The organism is Comamonas sp. UBA7840, assembly GCF_002501455.1.
In the GTDB taxonomy this organism is placed as follows: domain Bacteria; phylum Pseudomonadota; class Gammaproteobacteria; order Burkholderiales; family Burkholderiaceae_C; genus Comamonas; species Comamonas jiangduensis.
Genome location: NZ_DLTI01000019.1, coordinates 1 through 14,409 on the forward strand (window position 1 = coordinate 1; position 14,409 = coordinate 14,409).

The window sequence follows — 14,409 nt, forward strand, 5'->3', positions numbered from 1 at the left end:
GTTCTGCGTGGAAATCAACAAGCAGCAATTGCTGCGAAACCGACCGAGGAGTCAGAAGTTAGCTTCAGGCTGATTGCAGCCAGTCAAATCAGAAATGCCAATGACTGCTGACGCACAAAGCAGTCATTGGGCCCCTGATATTTAACTGGTAGGCAATTCACCTCGACGCATACGCTCTGCAATCTTTGCTAGAACAGCCGGCAAGTCCGCAATAGTCCGCATAACGTAATGTGAGCCAGCTTTTTTAAGCTTGGCCTCAGCTACCGCAACTTTTGCCTCTACGTCCGCAGCATTCGCGTTCGAATATTCTTCTTTGCTATAGCCAACTTCGTTACCAGACAGGCTCAAGCCGATCGTCCACATGCCAGCGTTCAGCCCTTCCTCAATACCTGGCACGGTGTCATCGACCTTCACGCAGGCACGTACATCACTAATACCCAATGCCAGCACATTAGCCAAAGCCATATACGGCCCAGGACGGCCTCCAGCGGTGAGCTCATCACCAGCGACTACATGGTCAGGTGAGATGCCAGCTTTAGCGGCTTGAGGCAGCAACTGATTCAGCACTTCCCGGGGGTAGCCAGAGCATGACCCCACTTTCAAACCATTGGCACGCAACCACTGAAGCACCTGCACTGCACCCTCAATTGGAGCTGAGAACTCACCCACTTTGGCAATTTGCATGGGCATGAAGCGCGCATAGATCGCGTCTACATCTACATTACTTGGCGCTCGGCCAAACGTACTGTTCCACTGCACAGCAATACTTGGCTCTTGCAGTAGTTGATAAATATGATCCCACTTTGAAAGGCCCATTGGGCCTCGTGCTTGTTCAAGTGTGATGCTGATGCCAAACGTGGCAAAAGCTTCAACAAATATCTGCGTAGGTGCCAGTGATCCAAAGTCGACCAGTGTCCCTGCCCAATCAAAGATGACAGCTTGTAGAGGGGATAAATCAACAGTTTGACTGTCGAGCGTTTGAATCTCAGCGGAAGTGATGGCGTTCATGGACTTTTCTTCAGAATTTTTTTAGATGCAATGACTATCAAACGGTAGCTAAGCTACGAATAAAGTTGCGCCCTCGTGGGCCATTGGCTGCCTTGTTGACCATCGTTTCCCATGCCTGTGCCTCTACGCCGTAATGTGCGGGATCTGTTGCAACACCGAGTTTTTGCAAGAAGTTGCACAGGCGCGCTTGAGCAATTGCAGGCTCCCTCGTGTCAAAGATGGACAGCAGTGCTGCATCGACCTGCGCGTCACTGCCTAGTGCCATCTCCAGAATTAACGGCAAGCTAAATGAACAAGCGATACCGTGAGGCACGCCGTGTTGCAGCGTGATGTCGTAAGACAGTGAATGCGCTAGCGCTGTTTTGGTGTTGGAGAATGCAAATCCGGCCAGCAAAGCTGCTTGAGCCATATCACTGCGCAGTTGCACATTCGCCAGATCGCACATCAAAGCAGGTAACGTGGCCATCACTTGGCGGGCGGCCTGCACAGCCAGCGACATGGAAATCGGATTGCGGTTGACATTCCAGATCGATTCCAAAGCATGCGAAAGTGCATCTAAGCCAGAGGCCAAAGTCGCGCCAGCGGGCAAGCTGATCATCAACCCAGCATCGATGATGGCGGCCTCAGGCCAAGTGCATGCTTGGTGTAGCGAGTGCTTGCGAGCACCAGCTTGGTCCCAAATAGTTGCCCAAGGTGTCACCTCACTGCCAGTGCCGGCGGTAGTTGGGATAGCGATTAATGCCTTATGTGCGATGGTTGCACCCGTGGTTGGCAATCGGCCACCCTGCTCAAGTACCTCCAGCAATTCTTCAAACTTGCCGTTAGGTGTAGCGCACAGCAATCCCTTGGCAGAGTCAATGGCGCTGCCACCACCTAAAGCAACGATGACAGGCGCATCAGCGTATTCACGTTGCACCTGCTCATACAAAGGACCTAGCCATTGGATATCGGGGTTGGGAGCAATGGTATCGATCACACCATGTAACTGCTCACCCACTAACTGCTGAACACGCTCCACCAAGCCAAGTCCGCGCGCCTCAGGAAACGTAACCAGAATGCAATTGCGACCTCCAAGCAAGACAGGTAGCCTCTCCAAACTGTTGACGCCTGCAGTGACGTTTACAGGGTTGTGATAATTCCACACGACAAGATTCTTTCCAAATATTGAGGATGCAATTAGCCCTGCGCATAGAAAGTGACAGCGCAAAAGCTAATGTTTAAAGGGGTTGAGGGCGGTGCGCTGATAGCGCACTACTTAAGGGGCTAGTAGCTAAATCAGTGGCGGGCGCCTTGCTGAATTCGGTTGCGCAGCCAGTTGGAGACCATGTCTGCGGCAATCACCATCACAGTGATTACGATGATGCAAGTCGCCGTTTCTTGATAGCGGAACAGCTTGAGGCTGCTAACTAGTTCAAAGCCCAAGCCTCCGGCTCCTACCATGCCGAGCACAGTGGCCGAGCGCAGGTTTACCTCGAAGCGATAGAGCACCACAGCAATCCAAGCGGTAATAACCTGGGGGACGACACCAAAAGCGATGACTTGAAGCTGGCTGGCACCTGCACTTCGCAGTGCTTGCAGCGGGCCATCGTCAATTTCTTCTATCGCTTCCGCAAAAAATTTACCCAACATGCCCATACCGTGCAGGGCCAACGCCAGCACACCTGGGAACGGACCGAGCCCCACCGCAGATACAAACACCAAAGCCAAAATCAGTTCATTGATACTGCGTACCACGTTCATAAATTGGCGAGTTACCCTGCGCAGCCAGTGCCAACTGTGTAGATTGCTCGCCGCAATAAATGACAGTGGCAACGCGAGCAATACACTCAGCAATGTGCCCCAGATGGCAATTTGAATCGTCTCCATAGCAGGTGCCAACAAGCGCGGCAAGATGCTCCAGTCAGGAGGCACGGATCGGGACAAAAAGTCACCAATCTGTGGCATCCCGTCAGCCAGCTCGCCCCAGCTCATCTGAGCGCCACCTGCGCTCCAGTGCAATAGCCAACCAATACCCAATGCCAAGGCGGCATAGGTGAGCCAACTACCAGTATTTTCAGGGCGGCCTGCTGTCCAAACCCAACGGTCATGTGCCTTATGCAAATGTGGGGTTCCCATCACAATACCCTCTCGGTAGTAGCAACAGTGTGTGCTGTATTTGTCGCTACAGGCATCCAAATTCCTGGACTGTAGATCTGAGAAGCCGGAGCAGCATGCTCCTCGTAATGGGATCTGGGTTCAGCATCTGGTGTGTGATAAATCGCATCCAATGCAGCCGCATCCAGCGCAGCGGGAACGTCGTTGAAGACCATACGTCCCTGCGCCAGCCCCACAACACGATCACCGAACTCTTTGGCGTAATCCACCTGGTGCAAATTGCAAACCACTGCAATGCCCATTTCTCGCGTGGCCTCCCTGAGGTACTGCAGTACGCTGCGGGCTGTCTTTGGGTCCAGGCTTGCCACTGGCTCATCAGCCAAGATCACATTGGGTTGCTGTGCCAGCGCTCGTGCAATACCTACGCGCTGCATTTGCCCACCTGATAACGCTTCAGTGCGCTCATCGGCTTTGTGGGCCAACCCCACGCGTTCTAAACACTGGTTAGCCAGCACGATATCGCTGTGCTTAAACATCTGCATCATTGAAGCAAACGTTCCAATCTGCCCCAGACGACCAGTCAATACGTTCTTGCGCACCGACAGGCGCTGCACAAGGTTGTGGTGTTGGAAGACCATCGCAACATGGCGTGCCAGTTCGCGGCGCGAGTGCTTTTGCATCAAGTCAATTCCACCGACTTGCAGCGTACCGCTGTCGGCTCGATTGAGGCCATTCATGCAGCGCAGCAGCGTCGATTTACCGGCACCGGAGAGACCCAGCATCACCACAAACTCGCCAGCTTTTACATCCAAGTCGATGCCATGCAGCACATGGTTGCTGCCATAGCTCTTGCGCAAGTTACGGATCGTGATCATTTCATTTTCCCTAAATCTAAATTTAGGGCCTTGGCTGTATCACGTACTACGTTGTAGGCTGCATCGTTAGTCGCTGCAAACCCATTGAGCACACCACGGTCACCCCAAGGCAGCCCTTTAATCTCTGCCAGCGCTGCCGCTACTTTTTGCTTGGTATCGGCATCCAATCCCTTGCGCCAAGCCATAGGTGATTCGGGGATGGGCTGAGAAGTCCAGATCACCTGAAAATCTTCTGCCTTGACATGCCCTTTGGCCACTGCTGTCTGAAAAATCGGGCTTGCTACCGCTGCTGCATCCACCTTGCCATGGGCCACAGCCATGATGCTGGCATCGTGCGAACCAGAAAAAATTACGCGGGATAAGTATTTATCAGCATCAATCCCGTCGCCCTTCAACCCAGCTTTAGGAAATAAGTGACCGGATGCCGAGCTTGGGTCCACGAACGCGAAGGTCTTGCCCTGCAACTGCGCAACACTGGTAGGGCCGCTATCTTTTTTGCTGATGATGATGCTCTGATATGAGCTTTGGCCAGATTTTTTGGAAACTGGAATCGCAAATGCTTCGGCATTTGCCATTTGCGCTGCCAGCACGTAGGAAAAGGGGCCAAAGTACGCCACATCAATCTTGCCTGAGCGCATGGCCTCAATGACACCGTTGTAATCGTTGGCTACAAAAGGCTTGACCTTCAGTCCCGTCTTTAGCTCCAACTGCTCCATCACTTGCTGGCTTGCACGCATCATGGCCTGAGCGTCTTCAGATGGAATCAAGCCAACTCGCAGCTCGCTGCTCTGTGCCCAAGCCGTGCCAGTAGCAGCCAGCATCAAAGAAGCGATAGATGTTTGTAGCCAAGCTTTACGAGTCATCTTCATGGAAGTCATCCTTTGCCTTTACAACTTTCACAAGACGGTATGTGTTGTGATGGAGTGAATGCTAGGGAGGACATATGACTGTCATGTGAAGATTTCAAAATCAGTTTTGACACCTTCTATAGATCAAATCTTGAGATAAGACTCTCCATGAGCACTGCCCGTTATCGCTCATTTATTGCTGTCGCTAAACATGGCAGCCTCAGTGCTGCAGCACGCGCTTTGGGAGTGAGCCAGCCCACCGTTTCTAGCCAAATCACTACGCTAGAGCGGCAGAGCAAAATTGAGCTTTTTTACCGTCAGGGCTATCGCATGTCCCTGACTGGCGCTGGCCACAAGCTACTCGCTATTGCTCAAAAACTAGTAGCCATCGAAGCTGAAGCAGATTTTTTCCTTCGCGATTCAGGAAGGCTCAACCAGGGCGAGCTGAAAATTGGTGCAGTCGGCCCATTTCATGTCATTGAGATGGTTGCTTCATACCGTGCACGCCATCCTGGCATGCAGTTGTCGATCCGCATGGGGAATTCTCAACAGGTGCTGCATGACCTAGAGCACTATGTCACGGATGTCGCCGTGCTTGCAGGTATGCATGATCGTCCTGAGTTTCAATTTCGCGAGTACGCACGCCACGCCATCATCTTGTTCGTACATAAAAGTCATGCTTTCGCACAACGCCGTCAGGTAGATATCCAAGAGCTGCATGGGCAGTCGCTGTTGTTGCGTGAAAAGGGTTCCACCACCCGTGCAGCCATAGAAAAAGTTCTCAATGAGGCAGGCGTCAGGCCTCAACTTGGCTTAGAAATCGGTAGCCGTGAAGCTATACGAGAAGCGGTCATTCGGGGGCTCGGTATTGGAGCAGTATCCGAAGCCGAGTTCATCGCAGATCCAAACTTGACACCTGTGCGCATTACTGGTGACCCAGCCCACACCACTACTTACGTGTATTGCATGAAAGAGCGCAGTGATAGCTTGCTGGTTCATTCATTTATGAAGGCATTCTAGTAACTGCTATCTTGAATCTGATGCATCAGATTCCCCGCAGGTCGGTTAGCCGCACGCAATTGCATCTGCATATCTCCGCGAATAACCGCCATGAAGCTGTGGATGGTCTTGCTGAACCGCACCGGTTTGATATGCAAACACCTCTGATAACGTAAACACAGCCCTAGCTGTGGATGAAAAGTCCTTTTATAGTGCGAAGACGCAAATCATTTGTCTCTGTGCAAAAGGAGCTGCACTATGCCACCAGACAATTCGGCAAACTTAATACCTCAAAATTTGGTCACTGCAGGCTGGAAGCTGCACGATCTGTCCGGCCACATGGGGCATACGGGGCCGCTTTGGAGTCTAGCCAGCGGGGATGGACTATGGCGCTATGGATTGTTGCTGGAGGCTAAACACCTGAACCCTGCGGGCGTGGTGCATGGTGGCGTGCTGCTGACGCTGGCAGACCATGCCATGAGCGCTGTGGCATGGCAGCACAGCCAGCGGCAACCGTGTGTGACAGTACAGTTGGACTCCCAGTTTGTCGCCTCTGCCAAGGCTGGTGATTTTGTGGTGTGCGATGCACAGATCACGCACAGCACCCGTAGCATGGTGTTTGTGCGCGCACAGTTGTGGGTGCAGGCGCAATTGCTGCTTAACGCGCAAGGCATCATGAAGGTATTAACTGCCAAAACTTCCGCAACCCATGAATGAAGCACCTACCAAAAAATATGCCCCGCGCGGTACTCGTGTGCGTGAGGTGCCTGCGGTAACGCGCTCGATTGCTATCTTGCGGCTGCTGGGGCGCATGCAGCAGCCCCTGGGTGTAAAAGCGATTGCCGATGCACTGGAGTTGGTGCCCAGTACCTGCCTGCACATCCTGCGGGTGCTGGTGGAGGAAGAGCTGGTGAATGCCGACCCGCACACCAAGCGCTACAGCTTGGGCAGCGGCATGATCAGCTTGGCACGCAGCGTTTTGGAGGGGGGTGGTTTTACGCAACTGGTGCAGCCGTACTTAGATCAAATTGCGCAGCAACATGGTGTGAGCGTGATGGGCGTAGAAGTCACTCCCAAACAAAGCGTGCTGGTGCTGGCCCTGGCGCACTCGGAGCAGCCGTTTCGCCTGCACACCGACGTGGGCAGCCAGTTCTCGACATGGGTTAGTGCCACAGGGCGTTTGATTGCGGCGCACAGTGGTCAAACATGGCCGCAATTGCGTCAGCATTTCAAGAAAATTCCCTGGGATCAGCCCCCCAGTTACGACACTTGGAAAAAACAGGTTGAACTGGCACGCGACCGTGGATGGAGTGTGGATAAAGATTGTTTTATGAGTGGCGTTACGGTGCTGGCAGTACCTGTGTTTGGCAGTGTAGGCCGCATGACACACACCTTGGTGGCGGCAGGTTTAAGTAGCCAAATTGGTGTGCTTGCTACGCAAAGCATCGTGGCTCAAATGCAAAATGCCGCCCGTGAAATGGAGCGGCATTTGCAAGCGTTACACCGCCAGTGAAGGTGCTACTCGTAAAGGTTGCAATCAGTTCACCGTAATGCCTGACTGGGCAATGATAGGGCCCCACTTTTCACGTTCTTTGCTGGCAAACGCTGCCAGTTGTTGGGCGGGGCCGCCTGCAGGCTCAAACCCCAGAGACAGGAGTTTTTGCGAGGTTTCAGGTTTGCTCAGAACCTTGTTGAGCGACTGGTTCAGCCGCTCCAGCACTGGCGCAGGTGTGCCCTTAGGGGCATACAGCGCGTTCCATGCGATCACTTCAAAACCGTCAAAGCCTTGGGCTGCCACTGGGGGTACGCCTGGCACCAGACTGCTTTCTCGCGCTGACGTAACACCTAAGGCGCGAACTTTTCCCGATTCGATATGGGTGCGCAGTGCGGTGGGCGTATCAACCACCAGCGGCAACTGGCTACCCAGCAAATCGGTTATGGCGCTGGCAGAGCCTTTATAGGGCACGCCAAACAGCGGGACATCGGTATTTTTCTTGAGTAATTCGACCACCAGGCGGGCTGTGGTACTGGGCATAGCTATGTCGGCAGAACGTGGGTTTTGGCGCGCTGCCTCGACGACTTCCTTGACGGTCTTGTAGGGCGAATTGCTGTTGACTGCAATCACCATCGGAAAAGTGCCCACCAAGCCCACGGGCGTGAAATCTTTCTCGGCATTGAAGGGCAGTTTGCTATACAGAAACTGGTTGAGCGCATGGGTAGCATTGGTGCCCATGGTCAGGGTATAGCCATCCGGGGCCGCTTGGCCTGCTAGTTCTGTTCCCAGATTGCCACCTGCACCGGGGCGGTTATCAATGACGATGGGTTGACCCAGGTCTCGCGCCATTTGGTCGGCGATGTAGCGCGTTGCAATGTCCGTGCCCTGGCCTGCAGCGTAGGCCACGATGATCTTGACGGGTTTGTTCGGATAGCCCTGCGCATGGGCTACCGATAGCGGGGCCAAGATGCAGGCGGTTGCTGCAAGCAAAGCGGAAAATTTACGCATGGCTATCTCCTTGATTTTTTGTGCAGGGAACACTAACGCGCTGCACGTGGGGCTGCACCCACCTCGTGAAGCTGCTGACGTTGCAAATCAGAAAAACCCAGCTCCACCAAGACAGATTCACAGTCTTGGGCAAAAGCCGGTGGTGCAGAGCCAGATTTACCCGGAGTGGCTGTCAAACGCATGGGCGAGCGCAAGCCGGTGTAATTGCCATCGCGCATCACCAGTTGGCGGTGCTGGCTGTGTGCGTGGTTGAGCGCTTCCTGCACGGTGTGCACAGGTGCAGCGGGCACGCCACCGCGCATTAAGGCACTGCACAAAGGGACACGTTCATAGAGTGCAATCGCGTGTTCAATGCGTGCTTTGAGCGCATCGCGGTTTTGCAGCCGCAAGGCGTTGCTCGTAAAACGCGCATCGGTCAGTACATCTTCCAAGTGCAGATGGCTGCAAAAACGTCGGAACTGCCCATCGTTGACAATCCCAATAAACAACTCCCCATCAAGAGCGTGGAACTTGTCATACGGGGCAATGTTCGGGTGGGCACTGCCAAGCAGTCCGGGGCTGTGGCCTGAGACTAGGTAATTGGACGCATGTGGCAGCAGCAGACTAATGGCGGTGTCATACAGCACAGCCTCTACGCGCTGCCCCTGCTCGGTGCGCTGGCGTGCTTGCAAAGCCAGCATCACTGAGCTGAAAGCCACATAGCCTGTCAGGTGATCCACCAGAGGAAGCCCCAGGCGTGTGGCACCCGTTTCGGGGCTACCATTCACGCTCATGATGCCGCACAGCGCCTGCAAAACGGCGTCGTAGCCCGGCATGCCGCCCATGGGGCCGTCGCAGCCAAAGCCCGAGACAGCGCAGTACACCAATCGCGGGTAACGCTCGGCCAGTGTTTGCTCATAACCCAGACCCCAGCGCTCCATGGTGCCTGGCAGAAAGTTCTCCACCAGCACGTCGGCATCGGCCAGCAGGCGGTGAAGCACTTCCTGCGCTTCGGGTTTGGAGAGATCCAGGCTGATAGAGCGCTTGCCCCGATTTAGGGCTGCGTAGTAGGCCGAGCGGCCATCGTCATCAAATGGTGGGCCCAGATGGCGCGTTTCATCGCCACTCGGTGGTTCAACCTTGATCACGTCGGCCCCATGATCCGCAAGCATTTGGGTGCATAGCGGACCGGCCAGCACGCGAGACAGGTCAACCACTTTCAGGCCGGTGAGTGCGCTGTCGGTGGTGGCTGTCATGGTGCTTACCCTTTGCTTGGCAAAACGATGATGCCGGTGCCAATCACGGACAACTCACCATCTTGGTTACGGCCTTCTTGCTCCACTTCCACCATGTGCTTGCCGTTCTCGATGAACTTGCGCTTGACTTTGCCCTTGATGAACAACATGTCACCTTCAGGGTTGTGGCGGCGCACTTGGCAGCTAGCTTTGTGCAGGAAACCGGTGTCGCCCATCCAGTTGGTGAGCTGGTGGGTCAGCCAGGAAGTGCGCTCCGGGCCGTAGTCATAAGCACCTGGCGCGCCGACTTCCAGTGCAAAGTCTTCTTCCCAGTGCACGCGCTCTGGCACGTCCGGAATGCCGAAGCGGTTTTTGATACCGACACCGGGGTGGGCGTCAATCAGCTTCCACGCCAGCTTGTTGGCTCGGATGTACAAACCACCCCAGCCTTGGGCGTAGGCGATGAAGCCGGTCACCGTCATGGGGCCCTTAAACATCACGGGCAAGTCTTCGCCTTCTTTCACGTCTTGCCAGTAGCGGGGAATAGCTCCACGGATCTCCTCGTTGCGGTACAGCTTGTAGGCTTCGGCCAACTCCTCTTCTGTGTAGCGGCGTGGGCCGCGTTCACGCGCTTCCTGGTATTTAGTGCCTTGTTCGCGAGCGTGGTCGCGCTCGGTACGGAAGCACCAGCTATCAGCCTCCGCCACTTTGTCGCCGCTTTGGTTGAAGAAATCGACGTGGTAGATCTGCTGGATGGCGCGCCCCGCAAAACGGGTGTTGTGCTCGACCAGATCTTTCAGGTACGCCTCAGTGTGGATTTCGTCATTGCGCAGTACAGGCTTGTGCCATGTCCAATCCGCACCCGACCACATTGCGTGCACGCCGGGCAAGCCGCCTACATAGCCCGAGACGATGCGGCTGGTGGAGAATAAGAAGCTGGGCAGTGCCACCAAAGTGCCGTACTGCGTTTTGGCAGCGTAGTCCGGGTCGCACCACAGCGGGTTGTCGTCACCAATGCCGTGCGCATAGTGGCGGATGTTGTCGCGCGTGGCTTCATGGCACCAAGGTTCTGCCGTCTGACCGATTTTCTGACCCAGGCGCTGGCGCAGCTCGTCCAGACCTTGTTCGGTGATTTTGGGGAAAGTGCGTTGTGCTTTCATGTCCATGGTGATGTCTCCGGTGGTGGTTGTGGATAAAGAAATGAAGGAGCAGGGGAAAAGGAAATCAGGCCGTGGCTGCCAGTGATGCCAGCTCGCGTTCGCGCAGCACTTTGCGGTGCACCTTGCCGGCGGGGGTCTTGGGCAGCTCGGCCACAAAGGCCACTTGGCGCGGGTATTCGTGCTGACTTAGCTTGCTGCGCAGCAGGTCTTGAATTTCTTGGATGAAGGCATCGGAGCCGCTGCGTGGCGAGACCAGAAATGCCTTGATGACCTGGCCGCGTAACTCGTCCGGTACGCCAATGGCAGCAGCCTCTTGCACATCGGGGTGCATGAGCATCACGTTCTCAATTTCGACGGCGCTCATGGTCCAGCCAGCTGAAATAATCACGTCGTCGGCACGGCCTCCGTGAAAGAAGTAGCCGTCAGCATCCATGCGGCCTAGGTCTTTGGTGGGAATCCACTGACCGTGACGCTGCACCATCAACTGCCCGGTTACACCGGGTGGGCAAATTCGGCCTTCGGCGTCATGCACTTGCACCACTGTGCCTGGCACAGCTTTGCCTAGTGAGCCGCGCGGTGCTGCGAAGTCGCTTGCACCGGGGTAGCTGGCTAGTACCACGCCAATTTCGGTAGTGCCGTACATGCTGCACACCTCCAGGCCAAAAGTGCGCTGCACAAAATCAGCGGTGTCGTCATCAATCGGCTCGCCGGTGAAGGAGAGTTTTTCAAACGCGAAGCTGTAGTCACCCGCCTTGCCGCAGTTTTTCATCATGCGATAGTGCGTGGCGGCGGCAGACATGTTGGTGAAACGGTGCTGTGACAGGGCTTGCAGCAGTCGCTCGGGATTGAACTTGCCGCTGTAGGCTCCCACGGTCAGGCCCAGCGCCAGCGGTGCCAACGTGCCATGCCACAGGCCGTGGCCCCAGGCGGGGGACGATGGGCAAAAGAAACGGTCGTTAGGGCGCAGACCGGTGCCATAGAGAGCAGCCACCATCAAGGTAACCAGCGAGCGGTGCGTGTGTTTGACAGCTTCGGGCAACTCCCGTGTGGTGCCCGAGGTGTACTGAAACACGGCCAGATCGCTGCCGCTGGTGTCTGGCGTGAATTGCGCGGACAAGCCTTGCAGGTGGGCGTGCAGGGCATCGTCGTACACCACAGTGTGAATGTGTGCAGGTGCGGTATCGCGCTTTTGGGCGTTGGTTACCAGTAATGCGGGCTGGCAGTCATCCAGACGCAGGCGCACACCATCGGGGCCAAACAGCGTGAACATCGGCACCGCAATGGCGCCGCGCTTGATGGTGCCAAACATGGCTGTGTAGAAGGCGCGAGATGGCTCCAGCATGATGGCGACGCGCTGGCCGGGTTGTACGTTTTGGGTAACCAGCCAATTAGCAAAGCGGCTGCTGTCAGCCGACAGCTCGGCGTAGGTGATGACCTCGTCGCGGCCATCAGCATGCGCCACGATCAGTGCATCTTTGCCGCTGTTCGCATAGCGGTCGACGCACTCGGTAGCAATGTTGAATTGCTCTCGGTTGCCGTCAAACAGCTCCCACAGTTTTTCCGAGGAAAACTGGGCCTGGGCGTCGGCGTAGCTGTGAAAGTCAGTGAGTCTTGGCATGGCTTCTGAAACTGGTAGTGGCTGCGATGACTTCAGTTTCAGAATCGCTCAATGTTTTGTCAAATGACACTTTATTTTGTATATATACAAAAACAAAAATTCAAATAAAAAGCCCATCAAATGTCGTCGAGACAACAAATGATGGGCTTTTTGAGAGGGTTTGTGCTGAGAATTAGCGTGTCAAAGTGCGATGCCGGACATGCAAAAACCATTTGCTTCAATGGGTTATCGCCTGTGCGCGAAGGCTTCGCTTGTTGCATTGCAGCATGTTATTTTTATGAATTAAGGAGCAGGCAACTTAGATAAATCAGGGGCTCCAGCATGTTTTGATACTGAGTTCCATGATTCATAGGCAACCAGCAGCTTGGTCAACTGCTTGAGCAGGCCGTTCTCGCCTATGAGGTCTTCAGGTTTCTTGTAGTTGGCCAACAGGCCGGACAACAGTTCTTCGGGGTACGTCGTTTTTCTTGGTGCTCATGGTGTTTACGGACAGGCCGGTTAACGCCGGCGATGAATTGTCCGTTCACACAAAATTCTGTACACCCTCGCTACCGAATGAGGTAAGTTCGGCTGCTTTGCAACAGGGCTCTTTCAGTGGTCTCGCTGGGCAAGAACACGTAAAGTTCTTTTGACGGTAGAGTTGACGGTATGGCTTTTAAAAGGCTGTTAAGCCTGATGTCCAAGTACATGTAATGACATCTGATTACATTTAAATTCCCACTCCAATTGACAATTGAGTGGGAATAATCGCGGTTTTCGCGTTCCCTGCCAACCCAAGCCCTGCCCGCGTTCGCCCGGCAGGGCTTTTTTACATCTGAAGCATGGTGCAGGGTTTCTACAATCCATCCATGCAATGGCTGGCTTCTCTTTCTGAATTTTTCCGCGACAACTACCCTTCCGCCGAGCGGCTGGGGGTGCCCGTGGCGCGCTGGCGCCAGAGCATCTACCGCACGGTGTTTGAGACGAACACCGAGATGGGCAAGCGCTTTGAGCGACGGCTTACGCTGGCCATCATCTTGAGTTTGTGCGTAGTGATTGCGCACAGCATTCCCTCGATCGCGGGGGATTGGCGCCTGTACTACCTGCTGCGCGCGCTGGAGTGGATTTTTACCATCGGCTTTACCGTGGAGTACGTGCTGCGTCTGGTCTCGGTGCGCCACCCGCTGCGTTATGCGCTGAGTTTTTACGGGCTGGTGGATTTGCTCTCTATCGTGCCCACCTATTTGGGCATTTTTTACCCCGAAGCACATTTCTTGGCGGCGGTGCGGGCGCTGCGCTTGGTGCGTACGTTCCACATCTTTCCCATCTTTCGCAACTTCTTGAATGAGTACCTGATGCTGGGTCAGGCGCTCAGGGCCAGCGCACGCAAGATTTTTGTGTTTTTGAGTGTGGTGGCGCTGATTGTGTTTGTGATGGGCGCTTTGATTTTTGTGATCGAGGGGCCGCGCAATGGCTTTACCAGCGTGCCCATGGGCATTTATTGGGCCATCTCTACGGTCACCACGGTAGGTTATGGGGATGTGACGCCCTCAACACCGATGGGGCGTATTTTTGCCTCCATCATGATGCTGCTGGGTTGGGGGGTGCTGGCGGTGCCTACGGGCATTGTGGGGGCAGAGTTGTCGCGCAATGTGGGCACCAAAGCGCGGCTCAAGGGGGTGGAGTGCGATGCCTGTGGCCTGGAGCGGCATGAGGAAGACTCCCGCTACTGCCGCCGCTGCGGCACGCGGCTGGATCGCGCAGCCAAACCTGTGGCAAGCACACCTGCAAACGCTGCAGCGGCGCAGCCGGCAGGGGCTAAAAAGACAGCGGATAGCGCGCAGGCAGCAGACCAGCCTGTCATGCACGGCGAATAAATGGATAGCTGTTAGTGCTTGCCATTGCATGCTTTTGCACATGAATACTATGAAAGTGCTTGAGCAAAGCGCACCAGCTGCTATCTGTTTTGCCCGTTGGCACCCACCAGTGCGCAAGAGGGTGCCTGGTGCTGGTGCTTGTAGATGCTCAGGCGCGAGCACTTGCTGGGGTGGTGCAGCCAAGAGCGACAGGGCGGTTACCCCTTTGGTGCGCTGGGGCGCGTCTGCCCCGGG

Annotated in this window: 13 protein-coding genes and 1 pseudogene; 4 read left to right on the forward strand and 10 right to left on the reverse strand. The window is 55.1% G+C overall.

Annotation, left to right across the window (positions count from 1 at the left end):
• Nucleotides 1-141: 141 nt before the first annotated feature.
• The 5 genes from phnX to phnD all read right to left on the reverse strand — a co-directional run bounded on the left by phnX (nucleotide 142) and on the right by phnD (nucleotide 4,846).
• Entirely contained in the window at nucleotides 142-1,008 is an 867-nt protein-coding gene (gene phnX, locus B3R00_RS05575) for a phosphonoacetaldehyde hydrolase (RefSeq protein WP_286997940.1), read from the reverse strand.
• Nucleotides 1,009-1,045: 37 nt separating this feature from the next.
• The gene (gene psrA / locus B3R00_RS05580) at nucleotides 1,046-2,152 is read right to left on the reverse strand and encodes an iron-containing alcohol dehydrogenase PsrA (protein WP_286997980.1); all 1,107 of its coding nucleotides are present in this window, start codon (nucleotides 2,150-2,152) and stop codon (nucleotides 1,046-1,048) included.
• 131 nt (nucleotides 2,153-2,283) lie between these two features.
• Entirely contained in the window at nucleotides 2,284-3,123 is an 840-nt protein-coding gene (gene phnE / locus B3R00_RS05585; protein ID WP_286997981.1) for a phosphonate ABC transporter, permease protein PhnE, read from the reverse strand.
• Nucleotides 3,123-3,977 carry a phosphonate ABC transporter ATP-binding protein gene (gene phnC / locus B3R00_RS05590; RefSeq protein ID WP_286997941.1) on the reverse strand — a complete coding sequence of 285 codons (855 nt, stop codon included), beginning with the start codon at nucleotides 3,975-3,977 and terminating at the stop codon, nucleotides 3,123-3,125. Before phnC ends, phnE begins: the two co-directional genes overlap by 1 nt.
• A complete protein-coding gene (gene phnD, locus B3R00_RS05595; protein ID WP_286997942.1) occupies nucleotides 3,974-4,846 on the reverse strand; it encodes a phosphonate ABC transporter substrate-binding protein in 873 nt (290 codons plus the stop codon). Before phnD ends, phnC begins: the two co-directional genes overlap by 4 nt.
• A 147-nt stretch (nucleotides 4,847-4,993) precedes the next feature.
• On the opposite strand from phnD, the gene B3R00_RS05600 reads away from it, so the two are divergent.
• From B3R00_RS05600 to B3R00_RS05610, 3 genes are all read left to right on the forward strand, one after another.
• Nucleotides 4,994-5,845, forward strand: a complete 852-nt coding sequence (locus B3R00_RS05600) for a LysR substrate-binding domain-containing protein (RefSeq protein WP_286997943.1) — start codon at nucleotides 4,994-4,996, stop codon at nucleotides 5,843-5,845.
• A gap of 237 nt (nucleotides 5,846-6,082) precedes the next feature.
• Nucleotides 6,083-6,541, forward strand: a complete 459-nt coding sequence (locus B3R00_RS05605; RefSeq protein WP_286997944.1) for a PaaI family thioesterase — start codon at nucleotides 6,083-6,085, stop codon at nucleotides 6,539-6,541.
• Nucleotides 6,534-7,337: an IclR family transcriptional regulator gene (locus tag B3R00_RS05610; RefSeq protein WP_286997945.1), complete on the forward strand. Its 804-nt coding sequence runs from the start codon at nucleotides 6,534-6,536 to the stop codon at nucleotides 7,335-7,337. Before B3R00_RS05605 ends, B3R00_RS05610 begins: the two co-directional genes overlap by 8 nt.
• 24 nt (nucleotides 7,338-7,361) lie before the next feature.
• Here the strand turns inward: B3R00_RS05610 and B3R00_RS05615 are convergent, their stop codons facing one another.
• The 5 genes and pseudogenes from B3R00_RS05615 to B3R00_RS05635 form a co-directional block, all read right to left on the reverse strand.
• A complete protein-coding gene (locus B3R00_RS05615) occupies nucleotides 7,362-8,327 on the reverse strand; it encodes a Bug family tripartite tricarboxylate transporter substrate binding protein (protein WP_286997947.1) in 966 nt (321 codons plus the stop codon).
• A gap of 32 nt (nucleotides 8,328-8,359) precedes the next feature.
• Nucleotides 8,360-9,562, reverse strand: a complete 1,203-nt coding sequence (locus B3R00_RS05620; RefSeq protein WP_286997948.1) for a CaiB/BaiF CoA transferase family protein — start codon at nucleotides 9,560-9,562, stop codon at nucleotides 8,360-8,362.
• A 5-nt stretch (nucleotides 9,563-9,567) separates the two neighbouring features.
• Nucleotides 9,568-10,707 (reverse strand): FAS1-like dehydratase domain-containing protein, encoded by a 1,140-nt coding sequence (locus tag B3R00_RS05625; protein WP_286997949.1) that lies wholly within the window; start codon nucleotides 10,705-10,707, stop codon nucleotides 9,568-9,570.
• Nucleotides 10,708-10,765: 58 nt separating this feature from the next.
• Nucleotides 10,766-12,319, reverse strand: a complete 1,554-nt coding sequence (locus B3R00_RS05630) for an acyl-CoA synthetase (protein ID WP_286997950.1) — start codon at nucleotides 12,317-12,319, stop codon at nucleotides 10,766-10,768.
• Nucleotides 12,320-12,634: 315 nt separating this feature from the next.
• A pseudogene (locus B3R00_RS05635) lies at nucleotides 12,635-12,763 on the reverse strand (IS256 family transposase); the annotation flags it as partial.
• A gap of 404 nt (nucleotides 12,764-13,167) precedes the next feature.
• Between B3R00_RS05635 and B3R00_RS05640 the strand changes: the two are divergent.
• Nucleotides 13,168-14,175 carry an ion transporter gene (locus B3R00_RS05640; RefSeq protein WP_286997952.1) on the forward strand — a complete coding sequence of 336 codons (1,008 nt, stop codon included), beginning with the start codon at nucleotides 13,168-13,170 and terminating at the stop codon, nucleotides 14,173-14,175.
• Nucleotides 14,176-14,409: the final 234 nt, after the last annotated feature.

Bases quoted from the DNA above. Each gene is read 5' to 3' on its own strand.
- B3R00_RS05620 (WP_286997948.1), bottom strand. From the start codon at position 9,562: ATGACAGCCACCACCGACAGCGCACTCACCGGCCTGAAAGTGGTTGAC.
- phnD (WP_286997942.1), bottom strand. From the start codon at position 4,846: ATGAAGATGACTCGTAAAGCTTGGCTACAAACATCTATCGCTTCTTTG.
- B3R00_RS05625 (WP_286997949.1), bottom strand. From the start codon at position 10,707: ATGGACATGAAAGCACAACGCACTTTCCCCAAAATCACCGAACAAGGT.
- B3R00_RS05605 (WP_286997944.1), top strand. From the start codon at position 6,083: ATGCCACCAGACAATTCGGCAAACTTAATACCTCAAAATTTGGTCACT.
- phnX (WP_286997940.1), bottom strand. From the start codon at position 1,008: ATGAACGCCATCACTTCCGCTGAGATTCAAACGCTCGACAGTCAAACT.
- B3R00_RS05600 (WP_286997943.1), top strand. From the start codon at position 4,994: ATGAGCACTGCCCGTTATCGCTCATTTATTGCTGTCGCTAAACATGGC.
- phnC (WP_286997941.1), bottom strand. From the start codon at position 3,977: ATGATCACGATCCGTAACTTGCGCAAGAGCTATGGCAGCAACCATGTG.
- B3R00_RS05610 (WP_286997945.1), top strand. From the start codon at position 6,534: ATGAATGAAGCACCTACCAAAAAATATGCCCCGCGCGGTACTCGTGTG.
- B3R00_RS05640 (WP_286997952.1), top strand. From the start codon at position 13,168: ATGCAATGGCTGGCTTCTCTTTCTGAATTTTTCCGCGACAACTACCCT.
- B3R00_RS05615 (WP_286997947.1), bottom strand. From the start codon at position 8,327: ATGCGTAAATTTTCCGCTTTGCTTGCAGCAACCGCCTGCATCTTGGCC.
- B3R00_RS05630 (WP_286997950.1), bottom strand. From the start codon at position 12,319: ATGCCAAGACTCACTGACTTTCACAGCTACGCCGACGCCCAGGCCCAG.
- phnE (WP_286997981.1), bottom strand. From the start codon at position 3,123: ATGGGAACCCCACATTTGCATAAGGCACATGACCGTTGGGTTTGGACA.